Source organism: Prescottella equi, from assembly GCF_020171745.1.
Classification (GTDB): Bacteria; Actinomycetota; Actinomycetes; order Mycobacteriales; family Mycobacteriaceae; genus Prescottella; species Prescottella equi_A.
Genome location: NZ_JAIVAH010000022.1, coordinates 242,590 through 267,690, shown reverse-complemented (window position 1 = coordinate 267,690; position 25,101 = coordinate 242,590). Strand labels below are relative to the sequence as shown.

General features: G+C 69.0%; 24 protein-coding genes. 10 read left to right on the top strand and 14 right to left on the bottom strand.

The window, feature by feature from the left end; translation table 11 throughout:
- Positions 1-33: 33 nt before the first annotated feature.
- Positions 34-1,392, bottom strand: coding sequence for a Pup--protein ligase (gene pafA, locus LCL87_RS19290; protein ID WP_225022626.1), 1,359 nt, complete (start codon positions 1,390-1,392; stop codon positions 34-36).
- A 117-nt stretch (positions 1,393-1,509) separates the two neighbouring features.
- Here pafA and LCL87_RS19285 point away from each other — a divergent pair, with 117 nt between their 5' ends.
- Positions 1,510-2,928 (top strand): bifunctional phosphatase PAP2/diacylglycerol kinase family protein, encoded by a 1,419-nt coding sequence (locus LCL87_RS19285; RefSeq protein ID WP_225022681.1) that lies wholly within the window; start codon positions 1,510-1,512, stop codon positions 2,926-2,928.
- Here the strand turns inward: LCL87_RS19285 and prcA are convergent.
- The 5 genes from prcA to LCL87_RS19260 form a co-directional block, all read right to left on the bottom strand.
- Positions 2,925-3,722 (bottom strand): proteasome subunit alpha, encoded by a 798-nt coding sequence (gene prcA / locus LCL87_RS19280; RefSeq protein WP_225022623.1) that lies wholly within the window; start codon positions 3,720-3,722, stop codon positions 2,925-2,927. The two genes, LCL87_RS19285 and prcA, sit on opposite strands and share 4 nt — an antisense overlap.
- Entirely contained in the window at positions 3,719-4,474 is a 756-nt protein-coding gene (gene prcB, locus LCL87_RS19275; RefSeq protein WP_225022679.1) for a proteasome subunit beta, read from the bottom strand. Before prcB ends, prcA begins: the two co-directional genes overlap by 4 nt.
- A 116-nt stretch (positions 4,475-4,590) precedes the next feature.
- A complete protein-coding gene (locus LCL87_RS19270) occupies positions 4,591-4,785 on the bottom strand; it encodes a ubiquitin-like protein Pup (RefSeq protein WP_005513229.1) in 195 nt (64 codons plus the stop codon).
- Between the two features lie 132 nt (positions 4,786-4,917).
- Positions 4,918-6,417: a depupylase/deamidase Dop gene (dop, locus tag LCL87_RS19265; RefSeq protein ID WP_225022619.1), complete on the bottom strand. Its 1,500-nt coding sequence runs from the start codon at positions 6,415-6,417 to the stop codon at positions 4,918-4,920.
- Between the two features lie 56 nt (positions 6,418-6,473).
- Complete coding sequence (locus tag LCL87_RS19260) at positions 6,474-6,860, bottom strand: nitroreductase family deazaflavin-dependent oxidoreductase (RefSeq protein ID WP_225022617.1); 387 nt, start codon at positions 6,858-6,860, stop codon at positions 6,474-6,476.
- A 119-nt stretch (positions 6,861-6,979) separates the two neighbouring features.
- Between LCL87_RS19260 and LCL87_RS19255 the strand changes: the two genes are divergently transcribed.
- From LCL87_RS19255 to LCL87_RS19245, 3 genes are read left to right on the top strand one after another with little or no spacing between them, the layout of a single operon-like run.
- A complete protein-coding gene (locus LCL87_RS19255) occupies positions 6,980-7,636 on the top strand; it encodes a HEAT repeat domain-containing protein (RefSeq protein ID WP_225022615.1) in 657 nt (218 codons plus the stop codon).
- Positions 7,637-7,651: 15 nt separating this feature from the next.
- Positions 7,652-8,674: a HEAT repeat domain-containing protein gene (locus LCL87_RS19250; RefSeq protein WP_225022613.1), complete on the top strand. Its 1,023-nt coding sequence runs from the start codon at positions 7,652-7,654 to the stop codon at positions 8,672-8,674.
- A gap of 34 nt (positions 8,675-8,708) precedes the next feature.
- Positions 8,709-9,227 (top strand): NUDIX domain-containing protein, encoded by a 519-nt coding sequence (locus tag LCL87_RS19245; protein WP_225022611.1) that lies wholly within the window; start codon positions 8,709-8,711, stop codon positions 9,225-9,227.
- Here LCL87_RS19245 and arc read toward each other — a convergent pair.
- A complete protein-coding gene (arc, locus tag LCL87_RS19240) occupies positions 9,224-10,987 on the bottom strand; it encodes a proteasome ATPase (RefSeq protein WP_225022610.1) in 1,764 nt (587 codons plus the stop codon). The genes LCL87_RS19245 and arc overlap by 4 nt on opposite strands.
- Positions 10,988-11,184: 197 nt before the next feature.
- Between arc and LCL87_RS19235 the strand changes: the two genes are divergently transcribed.
- Positions 11,185-11,664 (top strand): WKL family lipoprotein, encoded by a 480-nt coding sequence (locus LCL87_RS19235; protein ID WP_225022608.1) that lies wholly within the window; start codon positions 11,185-11,187, stop codon positions 11,662-11,664.
- Positions 11,665-11,738: 74 nt separating this feature from the next.
- Here the strand turns inward: LCL87_RS19235 and LCL87_RS19230 are convergent, their stop codons facing one another.
- Entirely contained in the window at positions 11,739-12,590 is an 852-nt protein-coding gene (locus LCL87_RS19230) for a tRNA (adenine-N1)-methyltransferase (RefSeq protein ID WP_510850807.1), read from the bottom strand.
- Positions 12,591-12,663: 73 nt separating this feature from the next.
- Here LCL87_RS19230 and LCL87_RS19225 point away from each other — a divergent pair, with 73 nt between their 5' ends.
- Positions 12,664-13,563: a RecB family exonuclease gene (locus tag LCL87_RS19225; protein ID WP_225022675.1), complete on the top strand. Its 900-nt coding sequence runs from the start codon at positions 12,664-12,666 to the stop codon at positions 13,561-13,563.
- Positions 13,560-14,369, top strand: coding sequence for a thioesterase family protein (locus LCL87_RS19220; protein ID WP_225022606.1), 810 nt, complete (start codon positions 13,560-13,562; stop codon positions 14,367-14,369). The genes LCL87_RS19225 and LCL87_RS19220 overlap by 4 nt, the downstream gene beginning before the upstream one ends.
- Positions 14,370-14,439: 70 nt before the next feature.
- On the opposite strand, the gene hisG is transcribed toward LCL87_RS19220, so the two are convergent.
- The 6 genes from hisG to metH all read right to left on the bottom strand — a co-directional run bounded on the left by hisG (position 14,440) and on the right by metH (position 21,667).
- On the bottom strand, positions 14,440-15,291 hold the full coding sequence (hisG, locus tag LCL87_RS19215) for an ATP phosphoribosyltransferase (RefSeq protein ID WP_225022604.1): 852 nt from the start codon (positions 15,289-15,291) through the stop codon (positions 14,440-14,442).
- Between the two features lie 64 nt (positions 15,292-15,355).
- Positions 15,356-15,637, bottom strand: coding sequence for a phosphoribosyl-ATP diphosphatase (locus LCL87_RS19210; RefSeq protein ID WP_172504527.1), 282 nt, complete (start codon positions 15,635-15,637; stop codon positions 15,356-15,358).
- A gap of 21 nt (positions 15,638-15,658) precedes the next feature.
- Complete coding sequence (locus LCL87_RS19205) at positions 15,659-16,546, bottom strand: pseudouridine synthase (protein WP_225022602.1); 888 nt, start codon at positions 16,544-16,546, stop codon at positions 15,659-15,661.
- Between the two features lie 10 nt (positions 16,547-16,556).
- The gene (gene trhO, locus LCL87_RS19200) at positions 16,557-17,408 is read right to left on the bottom strand and encodes an oxygen-dependent tRNA uridine(34) hydroxylase TrhO (protein ID WP_225022600.1); all 852 of its coding nucleotides are present in this window, start codon (positions 17,406-17,408) and stop codon (positions 16,557-16,559) included.
- A 1-nt stretch (position 17,409) separates the two neighbouring features.
- On the bottom strand, positions 17,410-18,105 hold the full coding sequence (locus LCL87_RS19195) for an HAD family hydrolase (protein ID WP_225022598.1): 696 nt from the start codon (positions 18,103-18,105) through the stop codon (positions 17,410-17,412).
- On the bottom strand, positions 18,098-21,667 hold the full coding sequence (metH, locus tag LCL87_RS19190; protein ID WP_225022597.1) for a methionine synthase: 3,570 nt from the start codon (positions 21,665-21,667) through the stop codon (positions 18,098-18,100). Before metH ends, LCL87_RS19195 begins: the two co-directional genes overlap by 8 nt.
- A gap of 51 nt (positions 21,668-21,718) precedes the next feature.
- Between metH and LCL87_RS19185 the strand changes: the two genes are divergently transcribed.
- The 3 genes from LCL87_RS19185 to LCL87_RS19175 all read left to right on the top strand — a co-directional run bounded on the left by LCL87_RS19185 (position 21,719) and on the right by LCL87_RS19175 (position 25,023).
- Positions 21,719-22,627, top strand: coding sequence for a PAC2 family protein (locus tag LCL87_RS19185; RefSeq protein WP_225022595.1), 909 nt, complete (start codon positions 21,719-21,721; stop codon positions 22,625-22,627).
- Complete coding sequence (locus LCL87_RS19180; RefSeq protein WP_225022593.1) at positions 22,624-23,775, top strand: MFS transporter; 1,152 nt, start codon at positions 22,624-22,626, stop codon at positions 23,773-23,775. The genes LCL87_RS19185 and LCL87_RS19180 overlap by 4 nt, the downstream gene beginning before the upstream one ends.
- Positions 23,776-23,952: 177 nt before the next feature.
- On the top strand, positions 23,953-25,023 hold the full coding sequence (locus tag LCL87_RS19175; RefSeq protein ID WP_225022591.1) for a hypothetical protein: 1,071 nt from the start codon (positions 23,953-23,955) through the stop codon (positions 25,021-25,023).
- Positions 25,024-25,101 lie beyond the last annotated feature (78 nt).

Here is a 25,101-nt window from a genome sequence, read left to right as displayed (position 1 = left end):
CGGATTCCTACCAGGGCGAAACGACAGCTTCGTTCACATCGACGCGATGAGCCTCTCGACCCGCTCGTCGACCGATCGGAAGGGATCCTTGCAGAGCACGGTCCGCTGCGCCTGATCGTTCAGCTTGAGATGCACCCAGTCGACGGTGAAATCGCGACCGGCATCCTGGGCCGCGGCGATGAACTCGCCTCGCAGCTTCGCGCGGGTCGTCTGCGGCGGTGTCTGCACAGCCGCCTCGATCGTCTCGTCCTCGGTCACCCGCTTGGCCAGGCCCTTGCGCTGCAGCAGATCGAACACGCCGCGGCCACGCTTGATGTCGTGGTACGCCAGGTCCAGCTGAGCGATCTTCGGATCCGCCAGATCCATCCCGTACTTGTCCTGGTAGCGCTGGAACAGCTTGCGCTTGATCACCCAGTCGATCTCGGTGTCGACCTTCGCGAAATCCTGGTTCTCGACGGCGTCGAGCGTGCGGCCCCACAGATCGACCACCTGGTCGACTTGCGGATCCCGCTCCCGGGTCCGCAGATGATCGACCGCCCGGGAGTAGTACTCCCGCTGGATGTCGAGTGCACTGGCCTGCCGGCCGCCGGCCAACCGAACCGGCCGCCGGCCCGTCAGGTCGTGGCTCACCTCGCGGATCGCCCGAATCGGGTTGTCCAGCGCGAAGTCACGGAACGGAACGCCTGCCTCGATCATCTCGAGGACGAGTGCCGCGGTGCCGACCTTGAGCATCGTGCTGGTCTCGGACATGTTCGAGTCGCCGACGATGACGTGGAGCCGCCGGTACTTCTCGGCATCCGCGTGCGGCTCGTCGCGGGTGTTGATGATCGGCCGCGAACGCGTGGTCGCGGACGACACGCCCTCCCAGATGTGTTCGGCACGCTGAGACAGGCAGAACGTCGCCGCCTTGGGCGTCTGCAGGATCTTGCCCGCACCGCAGATCAACTGCCGGGTCACGAGGAACGGCAGCAACACGTCCGAGATCCGGGAGAACTCGCCCGCCCGGACCACGAGGAAGTTCTCGTGGCATCCGTACGAGTTGCCGGCCGAATCGGTGTTGTTCTTGAACAGATAGATGTCTCCGCCGATGCCTTCCTCGGCCAGCCGCTGTTCGGCGTCGACGAGGAGGTCCTCGAGCACGCGTTCGCCTGCCCGATCGTGGTTGACGAGTTGGAGCAGGCTGTCGCACTCAGCGGTCGCGTACTCGGGATGCGAACCGACATCGAGATACAGACGCGCTCCGTTGCGGAGGAAGACATTGGAACTGCGGCCCCACGAGACCACCCGCCGGAAGAGGTAGCGGGCAACCTCGTCCGGACTCAGCCGTCGATGACCGTGAAAGGTGCAGGTGACACCGAACTCGGTCTCAATTCCCATGATTCGTCGCTGCACACTTCGACAGTACAGCGCCGAACGCGTTTGCCTTGCCGTTCGCGAACAGCCTCGCGGCCCTAGGGTGGGAACGTGGCCGAAGTGAGATGTTTCCCCGAACGTACCGACCGGATACTCATGCGCCTCAGCACCGATCTGCCCCCTTCGCGACTCGACGGCGGACTGCGCGCACTGAGCAACACCGCGAACCACAGCGTCCTCTGGATGGGGGTCGCGGCAGGCATGGGCCTCGCGGGAGGTCGCGCCCGCCGGGCCGCCGTCCGCGGAATCCTGGCAGTGGCAGGCGCGAGCGCGCTGTCGAATGCGGTCCTCAAACCCGTGTTCCCACGACGTCGGCCGCCCGCCGGGACACCGGAATTCGCTGTTCGCCGGGGATTGACCGCACCGCGTTCGTCGTCGTTCCCGTCCGGCCACTCCGCCTCCGCGGCGGCGTTCGCCACCGGGGTCGGGCTCGAATACCCCGCCGTCGGCGCCGCGCTCGCACCGCTCGCCGCGGCGGTCGCGTACTCGCGGGTGCACACCGGCGTGCACTGGCCGTCCGACATCGTGGTCGGTGTCGGCGTCGGGGCCGCGGTGGCAGTGGCGACGCGGCGGTGGTGGGCGGTCCGGGACGAGGAACCGGCGACGCTGGGCCCTGATCGCACCACGCAGGCGCTGGTCGAAGGCGACGGCCTGGTCGTGTTCGTCAACCCTGGGTCCGGTAGCGACGACGACGCCGTCCGCGCCGAAGTCGAGGACAGTCTCCCCAGGGCTCGGACAGTCGAGTTCGACGCCGACCGGGACTTCGGTGCCCAGATCGACGAGATCGTGGCCTCACAGTCACCCAAGGCGCTCGGGGTGTGTGGGGGCGACGGCACGGTCGTGACCGTCGCCGAGGCCGCCGTCCGGCACGATCTTCCGCTCGCGGTCTTTCCGGGCGGCACGCTCAACCATTTCGCCCGCGACGCCGGTGTCGGCGACGTCGCCTCGACGGCGTCTGCGATCGCCGACGGCAGCGCCGAGTTGGTCGATCTCGGCCGGATCCGAGTGGACGGCGGCCAGGAGGCGCCCTTCGTGAACACCGCGAGCCTGGGCGGATACCCGGACTCCGTGCGCCTGCGCGACCGCTGGCAGCCGCGGCTCGGCAAGTGGCCGGCTGCGGCACTCGCGATGGTCAGGGTGCTGAAGTCCGCGCAGCCCCTGAAGGTCACGATCGACGGAGCCGAGCACGCCATCTGGATGCTGTTCGTCGGAAACGGCCGCTACTCCCCCGCCGACCAGGTGCCTATGTCGCGGCCGGAGATCCACCGCGGCACCCTCGACGTGCGATATCTGCTCGCAGACCACAGGTTCTCGCGGTCGCGTCTGGTCGCGGCAGCCCTTACCGGAACCCTCGGCACGTCACGTACCTACGTGCACCGCAATACGCCGTCGGTGTCGGTCGAGATCGACGGCGATCCAGTCGCGTTGGCGACCGACGGCGAGGTGGTCGCCGACGGTCGCCGTTTCGAGTTCCGCAGTGAACCCCAGCGTGTGGTGCTCTACCGGCAGCTCTAGTCGGATCCGGCGGTATCCCCGGACTCGGGGGTATCGCCGGGCTCGCCGCTTTCGTTCGATTCGGACTTCTTCGGAGTGCCGGGTGCCGGCAACAACGGCTCGAGCGCCGCACCGGTGATCCGCCGGAAGGCCCGACGCGGACGGGACTGGTCCAGGACCGCCACCTCGAGACCCGACACGCCTATGGCCCGCCTTTCGGAATCGCCATTGCCTGAAGGGGTTCCGTCCCGGAGGGCTGTGACCGCCACCGCGACCGCCGCGGCCAGGTCCATATCCGGGCGGTACGACTCCCGCAGCGCCGTCGCGATCGGTTCGGTGGTGCCGCCCATCACGACGAACTGCTGTTCGTCGACGATCGACCCGTCGTACGTGATCCGGTACAGCTGCGCCTGCGGCGGGGCACCGTGCGGGCCCACCTCGGCGACGCAGATCTCCACCTCGTACGGCTTGGGCTGCTCCGTGAAGATCGTGCCGAGAGTCTGGGCGTACCCGTTGGCCAGCGAACGACCGGTCACGTCGCGCCGGTCGTAGGAGTAGCCACGCATGTCCGCGTGCACGATGCCCGCGCGACGCAGGTTCTCGAACTCGTTGTACTTGCCTACCGCGGCGAACCCCAGCCGGTCGTACAGCTCGCTGACCTTGTGCAGCGCCGTGGACGGATTCTCCGCCACGAACAGGACGCCGTCGGCGAACGTGAGCACGATGACACTGCGGCCGCGCGCGATTCCCTTGCGCGCCAACTCCGAGCGATCGCGCATGATCTGCTCGGCGGAGGCGTAATACGGCAGCGTCATCGCGGGGTGCGTCCTTCCTCTGTGCGGTCGGCGACGACCGCGCGAGCCAGTTCTGCGGTCCGATCCGCCGGCACGCTCACCGCGCCCGCCGACGTGATGGACACCGCCGTCGGATAGATCGAGCGCACCAGGTCCGGCCCGCCGGTGGCGGAATCGTCATCGGCGGCGTCGTACAGCGCCTCGATCGCCATCCGCAGCGCCGAGTCCTCGTCGACGCCTTCGCGATAGAGCTTCTTGAGCGAGGACTTCGCGAACAACGATCCGGAGCCGACCGCGTGGTACCCGGCCCGCTCCTCGTACCGTCCACCGACGACGTCGTAGGACACGATTCGGCCCGCCCGCTCCGAGTCGGACGCGTCCAGGTCGTAGCCGACGAGCAGCGGCACCACAGCGAGGCCCTGCATCGCCGCACCGAGATTGCCGCGCACCATCGACGACAGCCTGTTGGCCTTGCCGTCGAACGTGAGTTGGACGCCCTCGATCTTCTCGTAATGCTCGAGTTCGACAGCGAACAACCGGACCAGTTCGATCGCCACACCCGCGGTGCCGGCGATGCCCGCCGCCGAGTAGTCGTCGGTGACGAACACCTTCTCGACGTCCCGGCTGGCGATCAGGTTGCCCATCGTCGCGCGCCGGTCACCGGCGATCACGACACCACCCGCGAACGTCAACGCGACGATCGTGGTGCCGTGCGGCGCGATGTCCCCGTCCGAACCGTTGCGGCTCATGTCGATTCGATTACCCGGCAGCATCTCCGGCGCATGGAGGCGCAGGTGCTCGGTGAAGGAGGACAGGTTCGAGGCGAACCCCGCTCCGAGTCCAGCACCGAGGCCGCCTGCAGTCGACGGCACCCCTGCACGACCGGCCGTCACTGGCCGCCCTTCTGGACGTATGCGCGCACGAAGTCCTCGGCGTTCTCCTCGAGCACGTCGTCGATCTCGTCGAGCAGATCGTCGGTGTCCTCCGCGAGCTTCTCGCGCCGTTCCTGCCCGGCTGCGCCCTCGCCGATCGGGGCATCGTCGTCGTCGCCGCCACCAGCGCGCTTGGTCTGCTCCTGGGCCATAGCCACCGACCTCCTCTTCACCGCGGTGCCGCCGGAGCAATCCCTCCGGCGGTCCGTCCTGCTCGGACCCTAACCCTACCGACCGACAGTGACCGTGGGGCCGCAAGCGCGCAGCGCGATTTGTCGGCGTGATCAGTTCGTAAGCTGCGCCACCAGCTCAGCGGCCGAATCCACCGAGTCGAGCAGCTTTCCGACGTGAGCGCGGCTGCCGCGGAGCGGCTCGAGCGTCGGGATCCGGACGAGCGATTCGCCACCGAGATCGAAGATCACCGAATCCCAGCTGGCCGCGGCGATGTCGGCGCCGAAACGTCGCAGGCACTCGCCCCGGAAGAACGCACGGGTGTCCGTCGGTGGATTGTGCACGGCATCGAGCACCTGCTGCTCCGAGACCAGGCGCTCCATGGATCCCCGCGCGACCAGTCGGTTGTACAGGCCCTTCTCGAGCCGGACGTCGGAGTACTGCAGGTCGATCATGTGCAGGCGCGGCGCCGACCACGCCAGCCCCTCACGACTCCGGAATCCCTCGAGCAGGCGGAGTTTGGCCGGCCAGTCCAGCAGGTGCGCGCATTCCATCGGGTCGCGTTCGAGCAGGTCCAGCACCATCGCCCACTTGTCGATGATGTCGGCCACCCGCGGATCGTCGTTGCCCTCACGATCGACGAACTTCGCGACGCGGTCGAGGTAGATCCGCTGCAGGGCAAGGCCCGTCAGCTCGCGCCCGTCCGCGAGCGCGACGGTTGCCCGCAGGGTCGGGTCGTGGCTGATGCGGTGGACGGCCGTGACCGGGCGCGCGAGCTGCAGATCGGTCAGATCGATGCCCGCCTCGATGAGGTCGAGCACCAGCGCCGTCGTACCGACCTTGAGGTAGGTGGACATCTCCGCGAGGTTGGCGTCGCCGATGATGACGTGCAGCCGGCGGTACTTGTCGGCGTCCGCGTGCGGCTCGTCGCGGGTATTGATGATGCCGCGCTTGAGCGTCGTCTCGAGTCCGACCTCCACCTCGATGTAGTCGGCGCGCTGCGAGAGCTGGAAACCGGCTTCGTCCCCGGACTGGCCGATACCGACGCGGCCCGAACCGCAGATCACCTGCCGGGAGGCGAAGAACGGCGAGAGGCCCGCGATCACCGCGGAGAACGGCGTCTCCCGGGACATCAGGTAGTTCTCGTGGGTGCCGTACGACGCACCCTTGCCGTCGACGTTGTTCTTGTAGAGCTGCAATCGGGGCGCACCGGGAACGCTCGAGGCGTGCCGGGCCGCGGCCTCCATCACCCGCTCTCCCGCCTTGTCCCAGATGACGGCGTCGATCGGGTCGGTGACCTCGGGTGCCGAGTACTCGGGATGCGCGTGATCGACGTACAGGCGCGCACCGTTGGTGAGGATCATGTTGGCCGCGCCGACCTCGTCCGCGTCGATCACAGGCGCGGGGCCGTTGAGCCGACCGAGGTCGAATCCACGCGCGTCCCGCAACGGCGACTCGACCTCGTAGTCCCAGCGGGTGCGCTTGGCGCGCGGAACTCCGGCGGCCGCCGCATACGCCAGGACCGCCTGGGTGGAGGTCAGAATCGGGTTCGCCGAAGGCTCTCCGGGCGAAGAGATGCCGTACTCGACCTCGATACCGATGATCCGCTGCATGGCACGAGCCTAGATCGTTCGACGCGTCCGCAACCGCACGACGGCGGTCGCGATCGTCATCGGGGCTCGTCGATCCGGCACTGCAGGTACGTGTCCGCACCGATTCGGCGCAGCACCATCGCCACCGGACCCGGGGCCCACCGCGCGCTCCGATCCTTCTCGAGACGGGGATCGACGAGGTGCACCGCTCGACCCCGAACGGTGATCTCGCACTCCCCCGCCGCGAGGACGTTGCGCGCCCAGTCGCTGTCGTTGCCGTAGGTCAGGGCGAATCGGTAGCCGTTTCCGATCCGAAACGCGTTGACCGGGGTCGTGTACTGCCGGCCGGAGCGTCGACCACGGTGGTGCATCAGCGCGAAGCCGGGAACTCGCCCCGCGACGTGGACGACGACCCGATTGAGTCCCACCCGGTTGGCCCGCGCGAGTGAACGTGGAAGGGGCACGGCGTCACCACCTCTCGTCCGTGTCAGCGTATCGCCACCTCGGACCGCCTACCTGACATCGGCGCTTGACCCTGACACAGTGACAAGGATTCGAATGGTCGGCGAAGGAGGTGGTTGTCGTGAACACCACGAACCACGGCGGGTCTGCTGCCCGCCTCGTCGATGCCCTCGGGGCGCCGGATCCGTCGGAGCGGCTACGGGCGGCGCTCACCATCGGCACCGAAGGCGATCCCCACTCTGTGGGGTCCCTCGTCGCCCGGTGCGCCGTCGAACCGGATTTCTACGTCCGCGACATGCTGACCTGGGCGTTGTGCCGGCTGCCCGCGGAGGTCACGGTCCCGCTCCTGGTGCACGAACTCCGGTCCGACACCACACAGGCGCGCAGTCAGGCACTGCACACGCTGTCCAAGATCGGGGACCGGAGCGCGTGGCCCGCCGTTCGCGTCCTGCTGCACGACGAGCACGACGACGTAGCCCGCAGCGCCTGGCGGGCCGCCGTCGCGCTCGTGCCGGACGGCGACGAGGCCGCCCTCGCCGCGGAGTTCGCGATCGAACTCGGACGCGGCGACCGGGACCGGCAGCTCAGTCTCAGCCGAGCGCTCGTGGCACTCGGGGATGACGCGCTACCCGTGCTCGAGGTGGCAACGGCGGACCGCGAGCCGTACGTGCGTGGGCACGCCGAGGCCACGCTGCGTCTCCATCGCGATCCGGACAGCGGATTCGACGTCTCGGTCGAGCTGGCCAGGCGCGTCGCGGCCACCGGCCGGGACACTTAGCGGCGAGGAGCAGGCATGTTGATCGGTGAGGTCTCCCAGCGCTCCGGCGTCAGTGCTCGCATGCTGCGCCACTACGACGCGTTGGGGCTGGTGACACCCACCGGGCGGACGTCCGGTGGGTACCGCGAGTACTCCGCCGACGACATCCGACGGCTCTTCCACGTCGAGAGCCTGCGGACCCTCGGCCTGTCGCTGGAGGACACCAAACGGGCACTCGACGAGCGCGATTTCGCGCCGGCCGATCTGGTCGGCGACCTCATCCGGCACACCCGCCGACGGATCGCCGCCAAGGAGGAACTGCTCGCCAAACTCGAGCGCGTCGACGCCGCGGCACCGGCGCAGTGGGACGACGTGCTGCGCATCGTCGGCCTGCTGCACGCCCTCGAGTCCGAGTCGGCGGGCCGCCGTCAGCAGGCGGTCCTGTCCCAGGGCTCCGAGGCGTCGCTGCCCGTCTCGGCACTGGTCGAGGCAGCGTTGGCGGAGGACAACCCGAATGTGGCCGGGGCGCTGCAGTGGTCGCTGGCGCGGGTCGCGGGTCACGGACTCGCGGATCTGGCCGCCGGTCTCGACTCCGAGTCGGTCCAGGTCCGCCGGCGCGCGATCGCCGCGATCGCGTCCGTCCGCACCTCGGAGGCAACCGCACTGCTGACACACGCGCTCGACGATCCGGACACGACGGTCCGCGGCCGCGCCGCGCTGGCCCTGGGCGCGCGGGGCGGCACCGATTCGATGCCCGCTCTCGTTGCGATGATCGTCGAGGGCCGGTCGGATGTCGAGGCCGCCGAGGTGCTGGGGAAACTGGCCGAGATCACACCGGAGCCCGACGACGTCGTCCGGATGATCCGGAACGCCCTCGACGCCACCGACGACGCCCCCACCCGCCTGCGAATCACCCAGGCGCTCGCGGAGGTTCCCGGAACCGCGGCCGCCGAGGTACTCACCACGCTCACCGGCGACCGGGATCGGACCGTCGCCGGGACCGCATCGGCGATCGTGCGTCTGCGGGGCGGCGACGGACCACATCGTCGACAGCGATGATCGGACTCCCCGCGCGCGGTGCGACGATGGTCGTATGGACGAGGTCGTCGCCGTCTACGACGCGCAGGGTGAACCGATCGGCACGGCGCCACGCTCGCGCGTGTACGCCGAGGGGCTGTGGCATGCCAGTGCGGGCGTGCTGCTGCGCTCGCTCGACGGCTCCCGCATCTACGTCCACCGCCGGACACCCCAGAAGGCAGTGTTCGCGAGCATGCACGACTGCCTGGCCGGCGGTGTCGTCGATCCGGGCGAGACGCCGGAGCAGACCGCACGACGCGAGCTCGCGGAGGAACTGGGCGTCACCGGCGTCGAACTGACCCCGATCTCCCGGATCGCGTGGGACGGAACCTGGAACGGGGCCCCGCTGCGCTGTCACCTCTTCGCGTTCGAGGCCCGCTACGACGGACCGATCCACCACCAGCCCAGCGAAATCACCGACGGCTGGTGGTGGACCGAACACGACCTGCAGGCACACCTGCAGGACCCGGCGTGGCCGTTCGTACCGGACACGCGGGCCCTGCTGGCCGACTACCTCGGCAGAGACCGGACCTAGAGGTACTGGCCCGTGTTCGACTCGGTGTCGATGGCGCGGCTGGCGCTGGCGTTCTTGCCGGTGACCAGCGTGCGGATGTAGACGATCCGCTCGCCCTTCTTGCCGGAGATCCGGGCCCAGTCGTCCGGGTTGGTGGTGTTCGGCAGGTCCTCGTTCTCCGAGAACTCGTCGACGATCGAATCGAACACGTGCTGCACCCGCAGGCCGGGCGAACCGGTCTCGAGCACGGCCTTGATCGCGTACTTCTTCGACCGGTCCACGATGTTCTGGATCATGGCGCCGGAGTTGAAGTCCTTGAAGAACAGGACCTCCTTGTCACCGTTGGCGTAGGTGACCTCCAGGAACCGGTTGTCGTCGCTCTCCGCGTACATCCGGTCCACGACCCGCTCGATCATCGTCTTCACGCACGCCGCGCGATCGCCGTTGAACTCCGCGAGATCGTCGGCGTGCAGCGGCAGCGTCTCGGTGAGGTACTTCGAGAAGATGTCTTGCGCGGACTCGGCGTCCGGCCGTTCGATCTTGATCTTCACGTCGAGTCGTCCCGGTCGCAGGATCGCGGGGTCGATCATGTCCTCACGATTGGACGCACCGATCACGATGACGTTCTCGAGTCCCTCGACGCCGTCGATCTCGCTGAGCAGCTGCGGGACGACGGTCGTCTCGACGTCCGACGAGACGCCCGACCCGCGGGTGCGGAAGATCGAGTCCATCTCGTCGAAGAACACGATCACCGGGGTGCCCTCGGACGCCTTCTCGCGGGCCCGCTGGAAGATCATCCGAATGTGCCGCTCGGTCTCGCCGACGAACTTGTTGAGCAGCTCGGGGCCCTTGATGTTGAGGAAGTAGGACTTTGCCTCCTTGCTGTCCTCACCGCGGGCCTCGGCGATCTTCTTGGCGAGCGAGTTGGCCACTGCCTTGGCGATGAGCGTCTTGCCGCAGCCCGGCGGACCGTAGAGCAGCACACCCTTGGGCGGGCGCAGCGCGTACTCGTGGAACAGGTCCTTGTGGAGGAACGGCAACTCGACCGCGTCGCGGATCTGTTCGATCTGCCGGCCCAGACCGCCGATGTCGTTGTAACCGACGTCCGGGACCTCCTCGAGCACGAGGTCCTCGACCTCGGCCTTGGGAATGCGCTCGAACGCGTAACCGGCCTTCGTGTCGACCAGGAGCGAATCGCCGGGACGCAGCCGGCGCGACGGGGAATCCGGATCCTTGACGTCGTCTTCCTCGGCGATCTCCGCGAGCGGGGCCGCGAGCCACACGACCCGCTCCTCGTCCGCGTGACCCACGACCAGCGCACGCTGCCCGTCGTCGAGAACCTCACGCAGAGCGCAGATCTCGCCGACGCTCTCGAACCTCGTGGCCTCTACGATCGTGAGCGCCTCGTTGAGGCGGACCGTCTGGCCCATCCGGAGCGTGTCCGTCTCGATGTTCGGCGAGCACGTCAGGCGCATCTTGCGCCCGGACGTGAACACGTCGACGGTCTGATCCTCGTGGACGGCGAGCAGGACTCCGTAGCCGCTGGGCGGCTGGCCGAGCCGGTCGACCTCCTCGCGGAGGGCGATGAGCTGCTGCCGGGCCTCTTTGAGGGTGTCCATCAGTTTGCCGTTGCGGATGGTCAGCGAATCCACTCGGGACTCGAGTTCGCGCAACTGCTCGGGGGATTCCGCGAGTTGCCTGCGGAGCGCCGCCGACTCTGCCCGCAGCGCGTCGAGTTCACGCGCCGCCGCAACCGGGTCCGGATTCTCTGTCGGGTTCATGTGCAGCTCCTCCCAGTCCGATCCATCAACGCTACCGGCAGCGCGAGCAAAGCGGGGTGTGACACGGGCTCGAACTGATCCGAGACACAGCCGCCGACGAACCGTGACGCCCGAAGCCGACTCAGGTACCCATGTTAGCCTTGCCTTTCTAAAGGCCGGTCGAGCCCGATCGTGCCCCCGAACCGAAAGGCCTCACGGTGTTCATCCGCAAATCCCTCGTCGCCGCCGGCGTGCTGGTCGCCGCCCTCGGAATGACTGCGTGCAGCTCGGACGATTCGTCGGACACGACCTCCTCCACGACGTCCGCGGCCGCCTCCGCCACGACGACTTCGGGATCCACCGTGGCAGCGCCGGCGAAGGAAGTGCTGCAGGAGGAGCTCACCACGTTCTTCGATCCGGCGACCACCGTCGAGCAGAAGACTGCGGTCATCGAGAACGGCGAGCAGCGCGCGGCCGTCGTGGGACAGTTCAACGGCGTCCTCGCGGGCTACCCGCTGACCGCGACGGTCAACGAGGTCGAGGTCGACGGCGACACCGTCGTCGCGACCGCGCAGATCGCCGGCCCGCACGGCGGCGCCCCCGTGCCCGTCACCTTCGTCCAGAAGGACGGCAAGTGGGTGATCTCCGACGCGAGCACGTGCGAGATCTTCGGCATGGGCAAGCTGTCCTGCTCCTGATCGACTGAACAAGTACGAAGAGGGCCTGTCGCGCGAACCGCGCGACAGGCCCTCTTCGTACTTCGGGTGAGCGGTCAGCCCTTGCTGGGGCGACGCTGCGGCTTGGGGGTGACGGTGCCTTCGGCGAGCCGTCGGGCCGTGACGAGGAACGCCGTGTGTCCCTGCATGCGGTGCTCCGGGCGCACCGCGAGACCGACGACGTGCCAGCCGCGCACGATCGACTCCCACGAGCGGGGTTCGGTCCAGCACTCCTGCTCGCGCATCGCCTCGACGACCTTGGACAGCTGCGTCGTGGTCGCGACGTAGACCACCAGGACGCCACCCGGAACCAGAGCCTTCGACACCGCCGGCAGCACGTCCCACGGCGCCAGCATGTCCAGCACGACGCGGTCGACCTTGCCGTCGACGTCGGCGTCGTACTCGGCGAGGTCGGCGATCGTGAGATCCCAGTTGTCGGGGCGTTCGCCGAAGAACGTCTCGACGTTGCGGACGGCGTGCTCGGCGTGGTCCTCACGCACCTCGTAGGACGTGACCCGTCCGGTCGGTCCGACGGCCCGCAGCAGCGAGCACGTCAGGGCACCGGAACCGGCGCCCGCCTCGAGGACCCGGGCACCGGGGAAGACGTCGCCCTCGTGGACGATCTGCGCGGCGTCCTTGGGGTAGATCACCTGCGCGCCGCGCGGCATCGAGAGCACGTAGTCGGTCAGGAGCGGCCGCAGCGCCAGGTACGGGGTGCCGTTGGTGGAAGTGACGACGCTGCCCTCGTCGGTTCCGATCAGCGAGTCGTGCTGGATTCCGCCGCGGTGCGTGTGGAACTCCTTGCCGGCTTCCAGGACCACCGTGTACTTCCTGCCCTTGGCATCGGTGAGTTGGACGCGATCACCGACCTGAAACGGTCCGCTACGTCCCAGTCCGCCTGATGCCATCTCGCGCCCACTCCTGTCGTCAACCGTGCCCGACGCCGTGTCGGACCCAGCGCATAGCCTGCCAGGTGTGACCGTGAGCGTTCCGATGCACCCTGCCCCCGACGGCGAAGGCGCCGATCAGGAGCATGTCAGGGGGCGTCCCCGTCGGCTCGCGCTGTCGCCGTCGCGGGCGAGCGATTTCAAACAATGCCCTCTGCTGTACCGCTTCCGAGCGATCGACCGGCTCCCCGAGACCCCGTCGAAGGCGCAGGTCAGGGGAACTGTCGTGCATGCCGCGCTGGAGGCACTGTTCGCGCTGCCCGCCGGTGACCGGGTGTCCGACCGGGCGAAGGAACTCGTCGAACCGGCCTGGGAGCGAGTGCTCGCCGACGCGCCGGAACTCGCCGACCTGATCGGCCCCGGCGACCGCGGGCAGTTCCTGACCGACGCCCGGAGGCTGATCTCGAACTACTACCGGCTCGAGGATCCGACGCGCTTCGATCCGGAGTCCTGCGAACTGCGCGTCGAGACGGAACTCGACGACGGGGTGCTCCTGCGCGGGTTCGTCGACCGCGTCGATGTCTCCCCCACCGGCCTGATCCGCGTCGTCGACTACAAGACGGGCCGGGCGCCGTGGGAGCTGAGCGAGTCCAAGGCGCTGTTCCAGATGAAGTTCTACGCGCTCGTGCTGTTGCGGACCCGCGGCGTCGTCCCGGCGCGCCTGCAGCTGCTCTATCTCGGGGACGGGCAGACGCTCACGTACGAACCGGACGAGGCCGAGCTGTTGCGGTTCGGCCGCACGCTGTCGGCGATCTGGCAGGCGATCACGGACGCCGGCACCGCAGGTGACTTCCGCCCCAATCCGGGTCGGTTGTGTGACTGGTGCGACCATAAGACCCGTTGCCCGGCCTTCGGAGGGACACCGCCCCCGTATCCGGGCTGGCCGGACGTCCCCTCGGAGGAGAGTTCGGAGTTCGAGGAGATAGTCGAGTGAGCGATCTGGCCTACTACGTACCGCTCGGAAGCGCGGATGACGGCGTCGAGAGGTTCGCGTCCACACCGCTGACCGCCAGCACTTGGGCCGACACGATGCAGCACGGCGCCCCGCCCTCGGCACTGCTGGTCCGTGCGCTCGAGCGCTGCAACGCCCGGCCCGACGCCCGCCTGACCCGCGTCGTGATCGAGATCCTCGGCCCCATCCCGATCAGCGACATCGAGGTGCGCTCGTGGGTCGAGCGCCCGGGCCGGCGCGTCGAGCTGGTCGTCGCCGAACTGTGGGCCGCGGGACCTGACGGCACCGCCCGTGCTGTCGCCCGAGGTACCGCGTGGCGGATGGAGACCGTCGACACCGAGGCCGTCGCGCACACCGCCGACGCGCCGCTGCGCCCGCTGTCCGAGGCCCACGAGATCGAGATGGGCGGACCGTTCTGGGGCAGCGGTTTCGTGACGAGCCTGGACTGGCGCTGGCTCGCTGAGATCGGCTGCGAGGGCCCCGGCCAGGTGTGGGCGCGCCCCAATCCCGTTCTGGTCGAGGGTGAGTCGCTGAGCCCGATTCAGCGACTGTTCACCGTCGTCGACGTCTCCAACGGCGTCGGCGCCAAGATCCACCCGCGCGAGTGGACCTTCCTGAACACCGATCTGACCGTCCATCTGTTCCGGGAGCCGGACGGCGAATGGATCGGACTCTCGTCCGAGACGTCGTACGGCCCGGACGGCGTCGGTATGTGCGCCGGCGTGATCTACGACGAGACCGGCGCGGTGGGACGGATCAACCAGACCGTCCAGGTTCGCGCCCGCTAGACCCGAGTACGCCGACGGCGGTGACCCCTGGGAAGGGGCCACCGCCGTCGGCGTACTCGGAAGTGTTGCGTCAGAACGCGCGGCAGGACCGGATGTCGGAGGCGAGGATCGCCTTCGCGCCCAGGTCGGCCAGCCGGTCCATGACCGCGTTGTGCCCCTTGCGCGGCACCATCGCCCGCACCGCGACCCAGCTCTCGTCCGCGAGCGGCGAGAGCGTGGGCGACTCGAGTCCCGGCGTGACCTTGACGGCCTCGTCGAGCGCCGTCTTGGGGCAGTCGTAGTCGAGCATCAGGTACTGCTGCGCGAAGACGACGCCCTGCACACGGGCGATCAGCTGGTTGCGGGCCTTGTCGGTGCGGTCCGAGCCCTGACGCTCGATCAGCACGCCCTCCGAGTCGCACAGCGAATCGCCGAACGCGACGAGGTTGTGCTGACGCAGCGTCCGGCCGGAGCCGACGACGTCGGCGATGGCGTCGGCGACGCCCAGCTGGATGGAGATCTCCACGGCGCCGTCGAGCCGGATGACGGTGGCCTCGAGGCCGCGGGCCGCCAGGTCGGTGCGCACCAGGTTCGGGTACGACGTCGCGATGCGCAGGCCGCCGAGGTCCTCGACGCTCCAGTCCTTGCCCGCGGGTGCCGCGTAGCGGAACGAGGAGCCGCCGAAGCCGAGCGCGAGACGCTCGTCGACGGGGGCACCGGAGTCGAGCGCGAGGTCGCGGCCGGTGATGCCGAGGTCCAGCTCGCCCGAGCCGACGTAGATCGCAATGTCCTTGGGCCGCAGGAAGAAGAACTCGACATTGTTGGTCGGATCGAGGACCGTCAGGTCACGCGAATCGGTGCGGCGACGGTAGCCGGCCTCGGCCAGGATCTGGCTCGCGGACTCGGAGAGCGATCCCTTGTTGGGTACTGCGACGCGCAGCATGTGGGGTGGTCCTTCCGGGGATGGGTATCAGGAACCCAGGGGTGTCAGTGGCTCGGTGCGGCGATCACAGATGTCGGTACACGTCTTCGAGCTTGAGCCCCTTGCCCACCATCAGAACCTGGACCCAGTAGAGCAGCTGAGAGATTTCTTCGGCGAGCGCTTCGTCGGTCTCGTGTTCGGCGGCGATCCAGACCTCGCCGGCCTCCTCGAGCACCTTCTTGCCCTGCGCATGGACACCTGCGTCCAGCGCGGCAACGGTGCCGGATCCCTCGGGGCGGGAGGCGGCGCGCTCGGTCAGCTCGGCGAACAGGGATTCGAAGGTCTTCACGGGTATCGATTGTCTCACGTGGCGGTGAGCCGCCCGCACTCAGTACTCCAGGACGCGTCGGCTCTCGAATCGCCTGGTCTCACCGGTGAGCGGATCGTCGAACTCGAGGCTCCGGGCCAGCAGCCGCAGCGGGTCGGTGAAGTCGCCGGGCTCGCGGCGCCGGAACTGCGGGTAGAAGTTGTCTCCCACGATCGGGGCCCCGAGCGAGTTCAGGTGCAGTCGCAGCTGGTGGGTTCGGCCGGTCCGCGGGTGCAGGCGGTAGCGGGCGAGTTCACCACACTGCTCGACGACCTCGATGAGTGTCTCCGAATTCGGCTCTCCCGCTTCCTCGTACGCGGTGAGTTCGCCGTGCACCTTACGGATCCGGCTGCGGACGGTCCGCGGGAACTCGACGTCGCCGCGGAACGGCGCGATCGCCTCGTACACCTTGCGCACCCGCTGACGTTCGAACATCTCCTGGTACGGCCGGCGCAGTGCGGGATCGGCCGTGCACAGCAGCACCCCCGCCGTCATCCGGTCCAGACGGTGCACCGGGACCAGATCGGGCAGGTCCAGGTCCCGCCGCAGGCGCACGACGACCGTCTCCCGGATGTGCGCCCCACGCGGAATCGTCGACAGGAAGTGCGGCTTGTCGACGACGACCAGCCCGCCCGCGTGGTGCAGGACGTCGATGTCGAACGGCACCGGAACCTCCGGCGCCGGCTCCCGGTAGAAGTACACGAACCGGGTCGGCTGGTAGCCGGTGCCGTCGTCGACGGCCCGCCCGTGTTCGTCGACGACCTCGCGGGCGGCGATCCGCCCTGCCCAGTCCTCATCGGGATGGTAGGTCGTCAGGAACTCGACGATGGTCGGTGAGACCGGACCGGCGGGCATCCGGATCCGGTCGGGGCCGAGACCGCCTCGCACCGGCAGGGGCGCACGTGCCATCGTCGGGCGATCAGGCGTCGGGCACGCAGGACTCGCACACGAGCGTGAGCTCGCGTCCGCCCGTGTCCGGATAGTTGCGGTACCGCGACGTCGGGGCCTGGCACAGCGTGCAGGTGCCGAGAGTGACTGCGTTGCCGGTGAACTGGTGGTTCATCCGCTTGTCGAAGACGTACAGCGAACCGTCCCACAGGCCCTCGTCGCCGAAGGCCTCGCCGTAGCGGACGATGCCCCCGTCGATCTGGTAGACCTCCTCGAACCCGCGGTTGCGCATCAGCGCGGACAGCACCTCGCACCGGACGCCACCGGTGCAGTAGGTGACGACGGGCTTGGACTTGAGGTGGTCGTACCGGCCGCTGTCGAGCTCGGCGATGAAGTCCCGAGTGGTCGCGACGTCGGGCACGACCGCGTTCCGGAAGCGCCCGATCTCGGCCTCGAACTTGTTGCGGCCGTCGAAGAACACGACGTCGTCCCCGCGCTGCCCGACGAGCTCGTGGAGTTCGTTGGGCGAGAGGTGGACCCCACCGCCGACCACTCCGTCCGCGTCGACCTTCAGCTCGTCCGGGGCACCGAACGTGACGATCTCCGGGCGGACCTTCACCGACAGCCGCGGGAAGTCGTCCCCGGTGCCGTCGGACCACTTGATGTCGGCGTCCTTGAACGGTGCGTACGAGCGGGTTCCGCGCACGTACCGCTTGACGTCCGCGATATCGCCGCCGGCGGTCGCGTTGATCCCGTGCTCGGAGATCAGGATTCGGCCGGTCAGGTTGTTCGACGCCGCGAGGGTCTGCTGCCACAGCCGGATCGCCTCGGGGTCGGCGAGCGGCGTGAACCGGTAGAACAGCACGATCTTCGGGGTCGCCATGTCAGGCCACCTCCTGCCGATGCAGCGCGAACAGGTCCGGCGCGGTCAGGCCCTCGAGCGTCGTGCGGAAGATCCGCCGCGGCGACTCGGGCACCGTCGTGATGGACGGGATCACCAGTACCGTGCAGCCCGCCGCGTCCGCCGCGGCGGCGCCGGTGGGCGAATCCTCCACGGCGAGACAGTCGGAGGGTTCGACGCCGAGCAGGTGCGCGGCCCGCAGGTACGGCGCCGGGTCGGGCTTGCCCTCGGGCACCTCGTCACCGCACACCGAGTGGTCGAAGTGCTCGCGACCCAGGGTGTCGAGCGCGAACTCGCACAGTTCCCGGTCGGTGTTGGTCACGAGCGCCGAACCCAGCCCCGCCGAGCGGACGGTGCGCAGCGCCTGCTGCGCACCCGGCCGCCACGGCAGACCGGCTTCGAACAACGCCCCCATCCGGGTGTACAGCCAGCGCTTGGCGTCCGCGAGCGCACCGGGATTCGGATCCAGGTCGAGCGCTGCGAACACCGTGATCAGCGCGTTGTAGCTGGACGCCCCGATGGTCGCCTGCCGGGTCTCCTCCGACATCGGACCACCGAGGTGCAGCGACAGCTCGCGGACCCCGATGTCCCACAGGTTCTCGGACTCGAGCAGCGTGCCGTCCATGTCCCACAGGACGGCACGCAGGGTGCCGACCTCCACCGACGTTCGATCAAACATTGAAGTACTTGGCCTCCGGGTGGTGCAGCACGAACGCGTCGGTCGACTGCTCGGGATGCAGCTGGACCTCCTCGGACAGCTCGACGCCGATCCGCTCCGGCTCGAGCAGCGCGACGAGCTTGCGCCGGTCCTCGAGGTCCGGGCAGGCGCCGTAGCCGAACGAGTAACGCGCGCCGCGGTATTCGAGCTTGAAGAAGTCCTCGACGTTCGACGGGTCCTGCTCGGCCAGGTTGTGGCCGCTGGGCAGCACCAGTTCCTCGCGGACCCGGCGGTGCCAGTACTCGGCCAGCGCCTCGGTGAGCTGGACGCCGATGCCGTGCACCTCGAGGTAGTCGCGGTAGGCGTTCGCGGCGAACAGTTCGTTCGCGAAGTCCGCGATGGGCTGCCCCATCGTCACGAGATTCATCGGCAGCACGTCGACCTGACCGTCCTTGCGGGCGTCCTCGCGGGAGCGCACGAAGTCCGCGATGCACAGGAACCGGTCGCGCTGCTGACGCGGGAACGTGAACCGGAACCGCTCGGGTGCATCGGGTTCCGGGGACTCGAGCACGATCACGTCGTCGCCCTCGGAGACGGCCGGGAAGTACCCGTAGACGACGGCGGCATGGTGCAGCACGCCCTCGGTGCTGAGCCGGTCCAGCCAGTACCGCAGGCGCGGACGCCCCTCGGTCTCGACCAGCTCCTCGTACGTCGGGCCGTCGCCGGCGCGCTGACCGCGCAGACCCCACTGCCCGAGGAACAGCGCACGCTCGTCGAGCAGGCCCGAGTACTCGGCCAGTGCGATGCCCTTCACGATGCGCGTTCCCCAGAACGGCGGCTTCGGCACGACGATGTCGGCGGCGACATCGGACCGCTCCGGCACATCGACCGGTGCCGCATCGGCCTTGCGCTTCTCCGCGATCCGCTTCGAACGCTCGTGCCGCGCCTTGCGCTCGGCGGCCTTCTCGGCGGCCGCGACGGCTTCCGGGCTGTCCGGCGCCGGGCCCTCGCCGCGCTTGGTGGCCATGATCGTGTCCATCAGGTTCAGGCCCTCGAACGCGTCCCGCGCGTAGGAGACCTCGCCCTGGTAGACGTCGGACAGGTCGTTCTCGACGTACGAGCGGGTGAGCGCCGCACCACCGAGGAGGACCGGGAACTGCTCCGCGACACCCTTCGCATTGAGTTCCTCGAGATTCTCCTTCATCACGACCGTCGACTTCACGAGCAGGCCCGACATGCCGATGACGTCGGCCTTCTTGTCGACCGCGACGTCGAGGATGGTCGCGATCGGCTGCTTGATGCCGATGTTGACGACCTCGTACCCGTTGTTGGACAGGATGATGTCGACCAGGTTCTTGCCGATGTCGTGCACGTCGCCCTTGACGGTCGCGAGCACGATCCGGCCCTTGCCCTCGTCGCCGGTCGATTCCATGTGCGGCTCGAGGTGCGCGACCGCGGCCTTCATGACCTCGGCGGACTGCAACACGAAGGGCAACTGCATCTGGCCGGAGCCGAACAGTTCGCCGACGGTCTTCATGCCCGACAGCAGCGTGTCGTTGATGATCTCGAGCGGCGGACGCTCGAGCATCGCGGCATCCAGATCGGCCTCGAGTCCGTTCCGTTCACCGTCGACGATCCGTCGTGCAAGACGTTCGAACAGCGGCAGTGCCGCGAGTTCCTCGGCACGCGACGCGCGCGCCGAGGCCGCCGAGACGCCCTCGAACAGTTCCATGAGCTTCTGCAGCGGGTCGTAGCCCTCACGGCGACGGTCGTAGACCAGGTCGAGCGCCGTCTCGCGCTGCTCGTCCGGGATCCGCGCCATCGGCAGGATCTTCGAGGCGTGCACGATCGCGGTGTCGAGGCCGGCCGCGGTGCACTCGTGCAGGAACACCGAGTTCAGCACCTGACGCGCGGCCGGGTTGAGGCCGAACGAGATGTTCGAGATACCCAGCGTGAAGTGGACGTCCGGGTAGCGGCGCTTGATCTCGCGGATCGCCTCGATCGTCTCGATGCCGTCGCGGCGCACCTCCTCCTGACCCGTGGAGATCGGGAAGGTGAGCGCGTCGATGATGATGTCCGACTGCGACAGCCCCCACGTCGTGGTGATGTCCTGGATCAGCCGCTCGGCGATCCGCACCTTGTGCTCGGCGGTGCGGGCCTGGCCCTCCTCGTCGATGGTCAGGGCCACCACGGCGGCACCGTGTTCCTTGACCAACTTCATGATTCGCTGGTACCGGGAGGTCGGGCCGTCGCCGTCCTCGTAGTTCACCGAGTTGACCGCGCTGCGGCCGCCGAGGTGCTCGAGACCCGCACGGAGCACGTCCGGCTCGGTCGAGTCGAGCATGATCGGCAACGTCGACGCGGTCGCGAACCGGCTTGCGAGCGCGGCCATGTCGGCGGCGCCGTCGCGGCCGACGTAGTCGACGTTGAGGTCGAGCATGTGCGCGCCGTCGCGGGTCTGGTCCTTCGCGATGTCGATGCACTTCTGGTAGTCCTCGGCGATCATCGCCTCGCGGAACGCCTTGGAGCCGTTGGAGTTCGTGCGCTCGCCGATCATCAGGATCGACGCGTCCTGGTCGAACGGCACCGCCTGGTACAGCGAGGACGTGCCGTCCTCGGGCTGCGGAGTGCGCTGTGCCTGCTCGACCTTGCGGACGGCGTCCGCGACCTGACGGATGTGCTCGGGAGTGGTGCCACAGCAACCGCCGACGAACGCGAGGCCGTACTCGCTCACGAAGCCCGAGAGCGCGATCGCGAGATCCTCGGCCGACAGCGGGTACTCGGCCCCGTTCGGACCCAGCTGTGGCAGACCGGCGTTCGGCATCACCGACACCGGCAGCGTCGAGTGCCGCGACAGGTGCCGCAGGTGCTCGCTCATCTCGTCCGGGCCGGTGGCGCAGTTGAGGCCGATCATGTCGATGCCGAGCGGTTCGAGTGCCGTGAGCGCGGCGCCGATCTCGCTGCCGAGCAGCATCGTGCCGGTGGTCTCGACGGTCACGTGCGTGATGATCGGCAGGCGGCGGCCCAGCTTCTCCATCGCGTTCTGGCTGCCGATGATCGCGGCCTTCACCTGGAGCAGGTCCTGGCACGTCTCGACGAGGATCGCGTCGGCGCCGCCCTCGATCATGCCGAGTGCGGATTCGGTGTAGGCGTCGCGCAGCACCGCGAACGGGGCGTGGCCGAGGGTGGGCAGTTTCGTGCCCGGGCCCATCGAGCCGAGGACGAAGCGGCCCATGCCGTCGCGTCCGGGGCCCATCTCGTCCGCGACCTCGCGGGCGATCCGGGTGCCGCGCTCGGAGAGATCCCGGATGCGGTGGGAGATGTCGTAGTCGGCGAGGTTCGGGAGGTTGCAACCGAAAGTGTTGGTTTCGACCGCGTCGGCGCCGGCCTCGAAGTACGCGCGGTGGATGTCGCGCAGCACGTCGGGACGGGTCTCGTTGAGAATCTCGTTGCAGCCTTCGAGGCCGAGGAAGTCGTCGAGAGTCAGATCCGCGGCCTGCAACATCGTGCCCATGGCGCCGTCGCCGATGACAACGCGCTGCTTCAGCGCATCGAGCAGGGCAGAGTGGAATGGTGCAGACATGCCGTCCAGAGTAGTGGGCGGCTCGTCGGCCCCTGGTCGTAGGCTGGGTGCGTGAGTTCACCCGAGTTCCCCGACACCTCCGCTACGGACGATACCGACGCGGACGTGCCACCCCTGCGCGATCCCGTGTTGATCGCCGCTTTCGAAGGCTGGAACGACGCCGGCGACGCCGCGAGCGGGGCCGTCGAGCACCTCGAGTTGACGTGGGACGCCAAGCCGCTCGCCGAGCTGGACTCCGAGGACTACTACGACTACCAGGTCAACCGGCCGATCATTCGGCAGGTCGACGGGGTCACGCGAGAGATCGTGTGGCCCACTACCCAGCTGTCGCTGTGCACCCCTCCGGGCAGTGACCGTGACGTGCTGCTGTTGCGCGGCATCGAGCCGAACATGCGGTGGCGCAGCTACTGCGACGAGCTGCTCGAGTTCGTCGAGGAACTCGGCGTCCACACCGTCGTGATCCTGGGCGCCCTCCTCGCCGACACCCCGCACAGCCGCCCGGTACCGGTGACCGGCACGGCGCACAGCATCGAGGCTGCCGAGCAGTTCAGCCTCGAGAAGTCCCGATACGAGGGCCCGACCGGCATCGCCGGCGTGCTGCAGGACGCGTGCGTCAAGGCCGGCGTTCCGGCGGTGTCGTTCTGGGCCGCGGTCCCCCACTACGTGTCGCAGCCGCCCAACCCCAAGGCGACGGTCGCCCTGCTCCAGCGCGTCGAGGAGGTCCTCGACATCGAGGTGCCGCTGGGCGACCTCCCGAACCAGGCCGAGGACTGGGAGGAATCGGTGTCCGAGATGACCCAGGACGACGAGGAGATCGCCGAGTACGTGCGCTCGCTCGAGGAACGGGGAGACGCGGAGACCGACATCTCCGAGGCGATCTCGAAGATCGACGGGGACGCCCTGGCGGCCGAGTTCGAGCGCTACCTGCGTCGGCGCGGACCGGGTCGCTTCGGGGCGTGAGTTCGGACGGCAGCGCCGGCCTGCGCCCGGCGCTGCAACGCTCGGCGCTGTACGCGGGCGGTTTCCTGGGCCCGTTCGGTGGCGGCGTCGTCACGTCGATGCTCCCGGAGATCGGTGACGGACTCGGCGTCGACGCGGCCGCCGCGGCGACCTCGCTGACGGCCTATCTGCTGCCGTTCGCGCTCGTGATGCTCGTGTCCGGCACGCTCGGCGCACGGTGGGGCCGGATGCGGACGGTGCGCGTCGCGTACGGCGTGTATCTCGCGGCGTCGCTGGCCTGTTTCGCCGCTCCGACACTCGAACTGTTCCTCGGCGCCCGCGTGCTCCAGGGCTGCGCCAACGCGTTCACCACTCCCCTCCTGCTGGCGACGCTGGCCGCGATGACGCCGCAGCACAAACTCGGCCGGGCGCTCGGGGCTTTCGGCGCACTCCAGGCGGCCGGCCAGACCAGTGCGCCGCTGATCGGAGGCCTGGCCGCAGAAGCCAACTGGCGACTCGCTTTCCTCGCGATCGCCCTGGTGGCGGGCCTGCTCGGCGCCGTCGGCCTGCCCGACGCCGCGCGCACCATCCCCGCGGACACCGGCGCCCGGCTTCGTGATGCGCTCCGGCCGGACGTGCTCCGGGTCGGCGTCGTCGCGCTGCTCGGCTGGGGCGCGCTCGGTGGTCTGGGCTTCCTGCTCGCCTTCCGCGCCGAGGATGTCTTCGGCATGAGCCCGGCAGCCCGCGGGCTGCTCCTGACCGGCTTCGGCGTCGCGGGCATCCTCACCGCCCGCCCGGTCGGCACGCTGATCGACCGGATCGGCGCCCGCAGGACCGTCGTGCTCGGCGCCCTCGCCGGCGCGGCCCTGGTGGCCGTCGCCGGCACCGTCGGCTACGTCGCGGTCGCGGCGGTTGCCTGGTTCGTGGCCGGTGTGGCGTCCCAGTTCCTCCTGGTCGGCGTCAACGCCGCGGTCCTCGGCGGCGCAGGCGGCAACCGCGGTGGCGCGGTCTCGGTGGTGCAGTCCTTCCGCTTCTCCGGATCGGCGCTCGCGCCGCTCACCCTCACCCCGCTGTACGCGGCCCATCCGAGCGCAAGCTTCCTGCTGCCCGCACTGCTCCTCGCGGTGGTGCCGCCGCTGCTCATGCCCCGCAATCCACGGGCCGACTGACTCGCGCCCTCGGCGTCGAAGGCGGTTCTCGAGAACCGCAGCCGAACGGTGTCCGGTAACCGGCCAGATTCGGTAATTCCAGCGTTTCCGTCCCGGGCAGATCTCCACGCGACACGCCGAGCCGATTTCGGAGTTTCTGGTGGTTCCGTAGTGCACAGAGTGACTACTGTGACGAATGTGAGCATCACGGACGTTGCACCGAACCCTCGCCCCGAGCGCGGCATCGACATCTACCGTCGCGCCGTGTCGTGGCTCGAAGTCGCGCTGCCCAACGGCTGGAGCGTGTCGGCCGACCGTCCCCGCTCCCCCGCCGCTCCGAACCGGCTGCTCGTCACCGCCCCCGACGGTGACACGGTGTCGTACTCGATCATCACGTCCAAGGGCGTCCTGAGCGGCGACATCGCCCGCATCGCGAACGAGCTCACCGACAGCGACCGGGGTTTCGTGTGCGCGCACTACCTGTCGGACCCGGTGCGCCGGCAACTCGACTCGCACGGCATCTCGTACGCCGACGCCACCGGCAACCTCACGCTCGTCGCGGACCGTCCCGCGATCTGGGTGCGCAACCGGGGCGCCGACGCGGATCCGTGGCGGGGACCGGGCCGCCCGTCCGGGGTCCTCACGGGTGAGCCGTCCGAGCGGATCGTTCGCGCCCTCGCCGACCACGTCGGCGAGGTGTCGGTGCCCGAACTGATCAAGCTGTCGGGTGCCTCGACCGGTGCCGCTTATCGCGTGGTCGAGGTGCTGTTCGAGCGCGAGCTGCTCAGCCGCATGCCGCGCGGCCCCGTCACCGGCGTCCGTTGGGAGCACATGCTGCGGGCGTGGGCGACCGATCGCAAGCCCTGCCCCACGCGGCGTTTCGCGTCGCCCGACGGACTCGACGACCTGCGTGAGCGGCTCGCCGCGAGCAACGGCGACCTCGGTTACGCGGTGACCGGTATCGGCGCTACCGACTACGCGAAGGCCGACGTGCTCGAAATGTATGCCGACGACGTGGACGCCTTCGCGTCCGAGTTCGACCTACGTCCCGTCGACGGCGGCGGCGACGTCGTGATCGCGACACCCTGGTCTGCGGTCGTGTTCGAGCGCATGCAGATCCGTGCCGGAGTGCGCTGCGTCGCCCAGTCCCACGCCTACGCGGATCTCGTCGCCGGACCGTTCCGGCATCCCGATGCCGCCGACTACCAGCTGACGATGCTGCGCGCGGACGAGTCCGCCTGGCGCCGCGAGATGCGCCGCCACAGGTGACCGACCGGCGTGTTCGCTCGTGGACCGGCCCACGCCCTAGGCTGTCACGGTGAGCGATTCAGGTGACCCGCGCGCGTC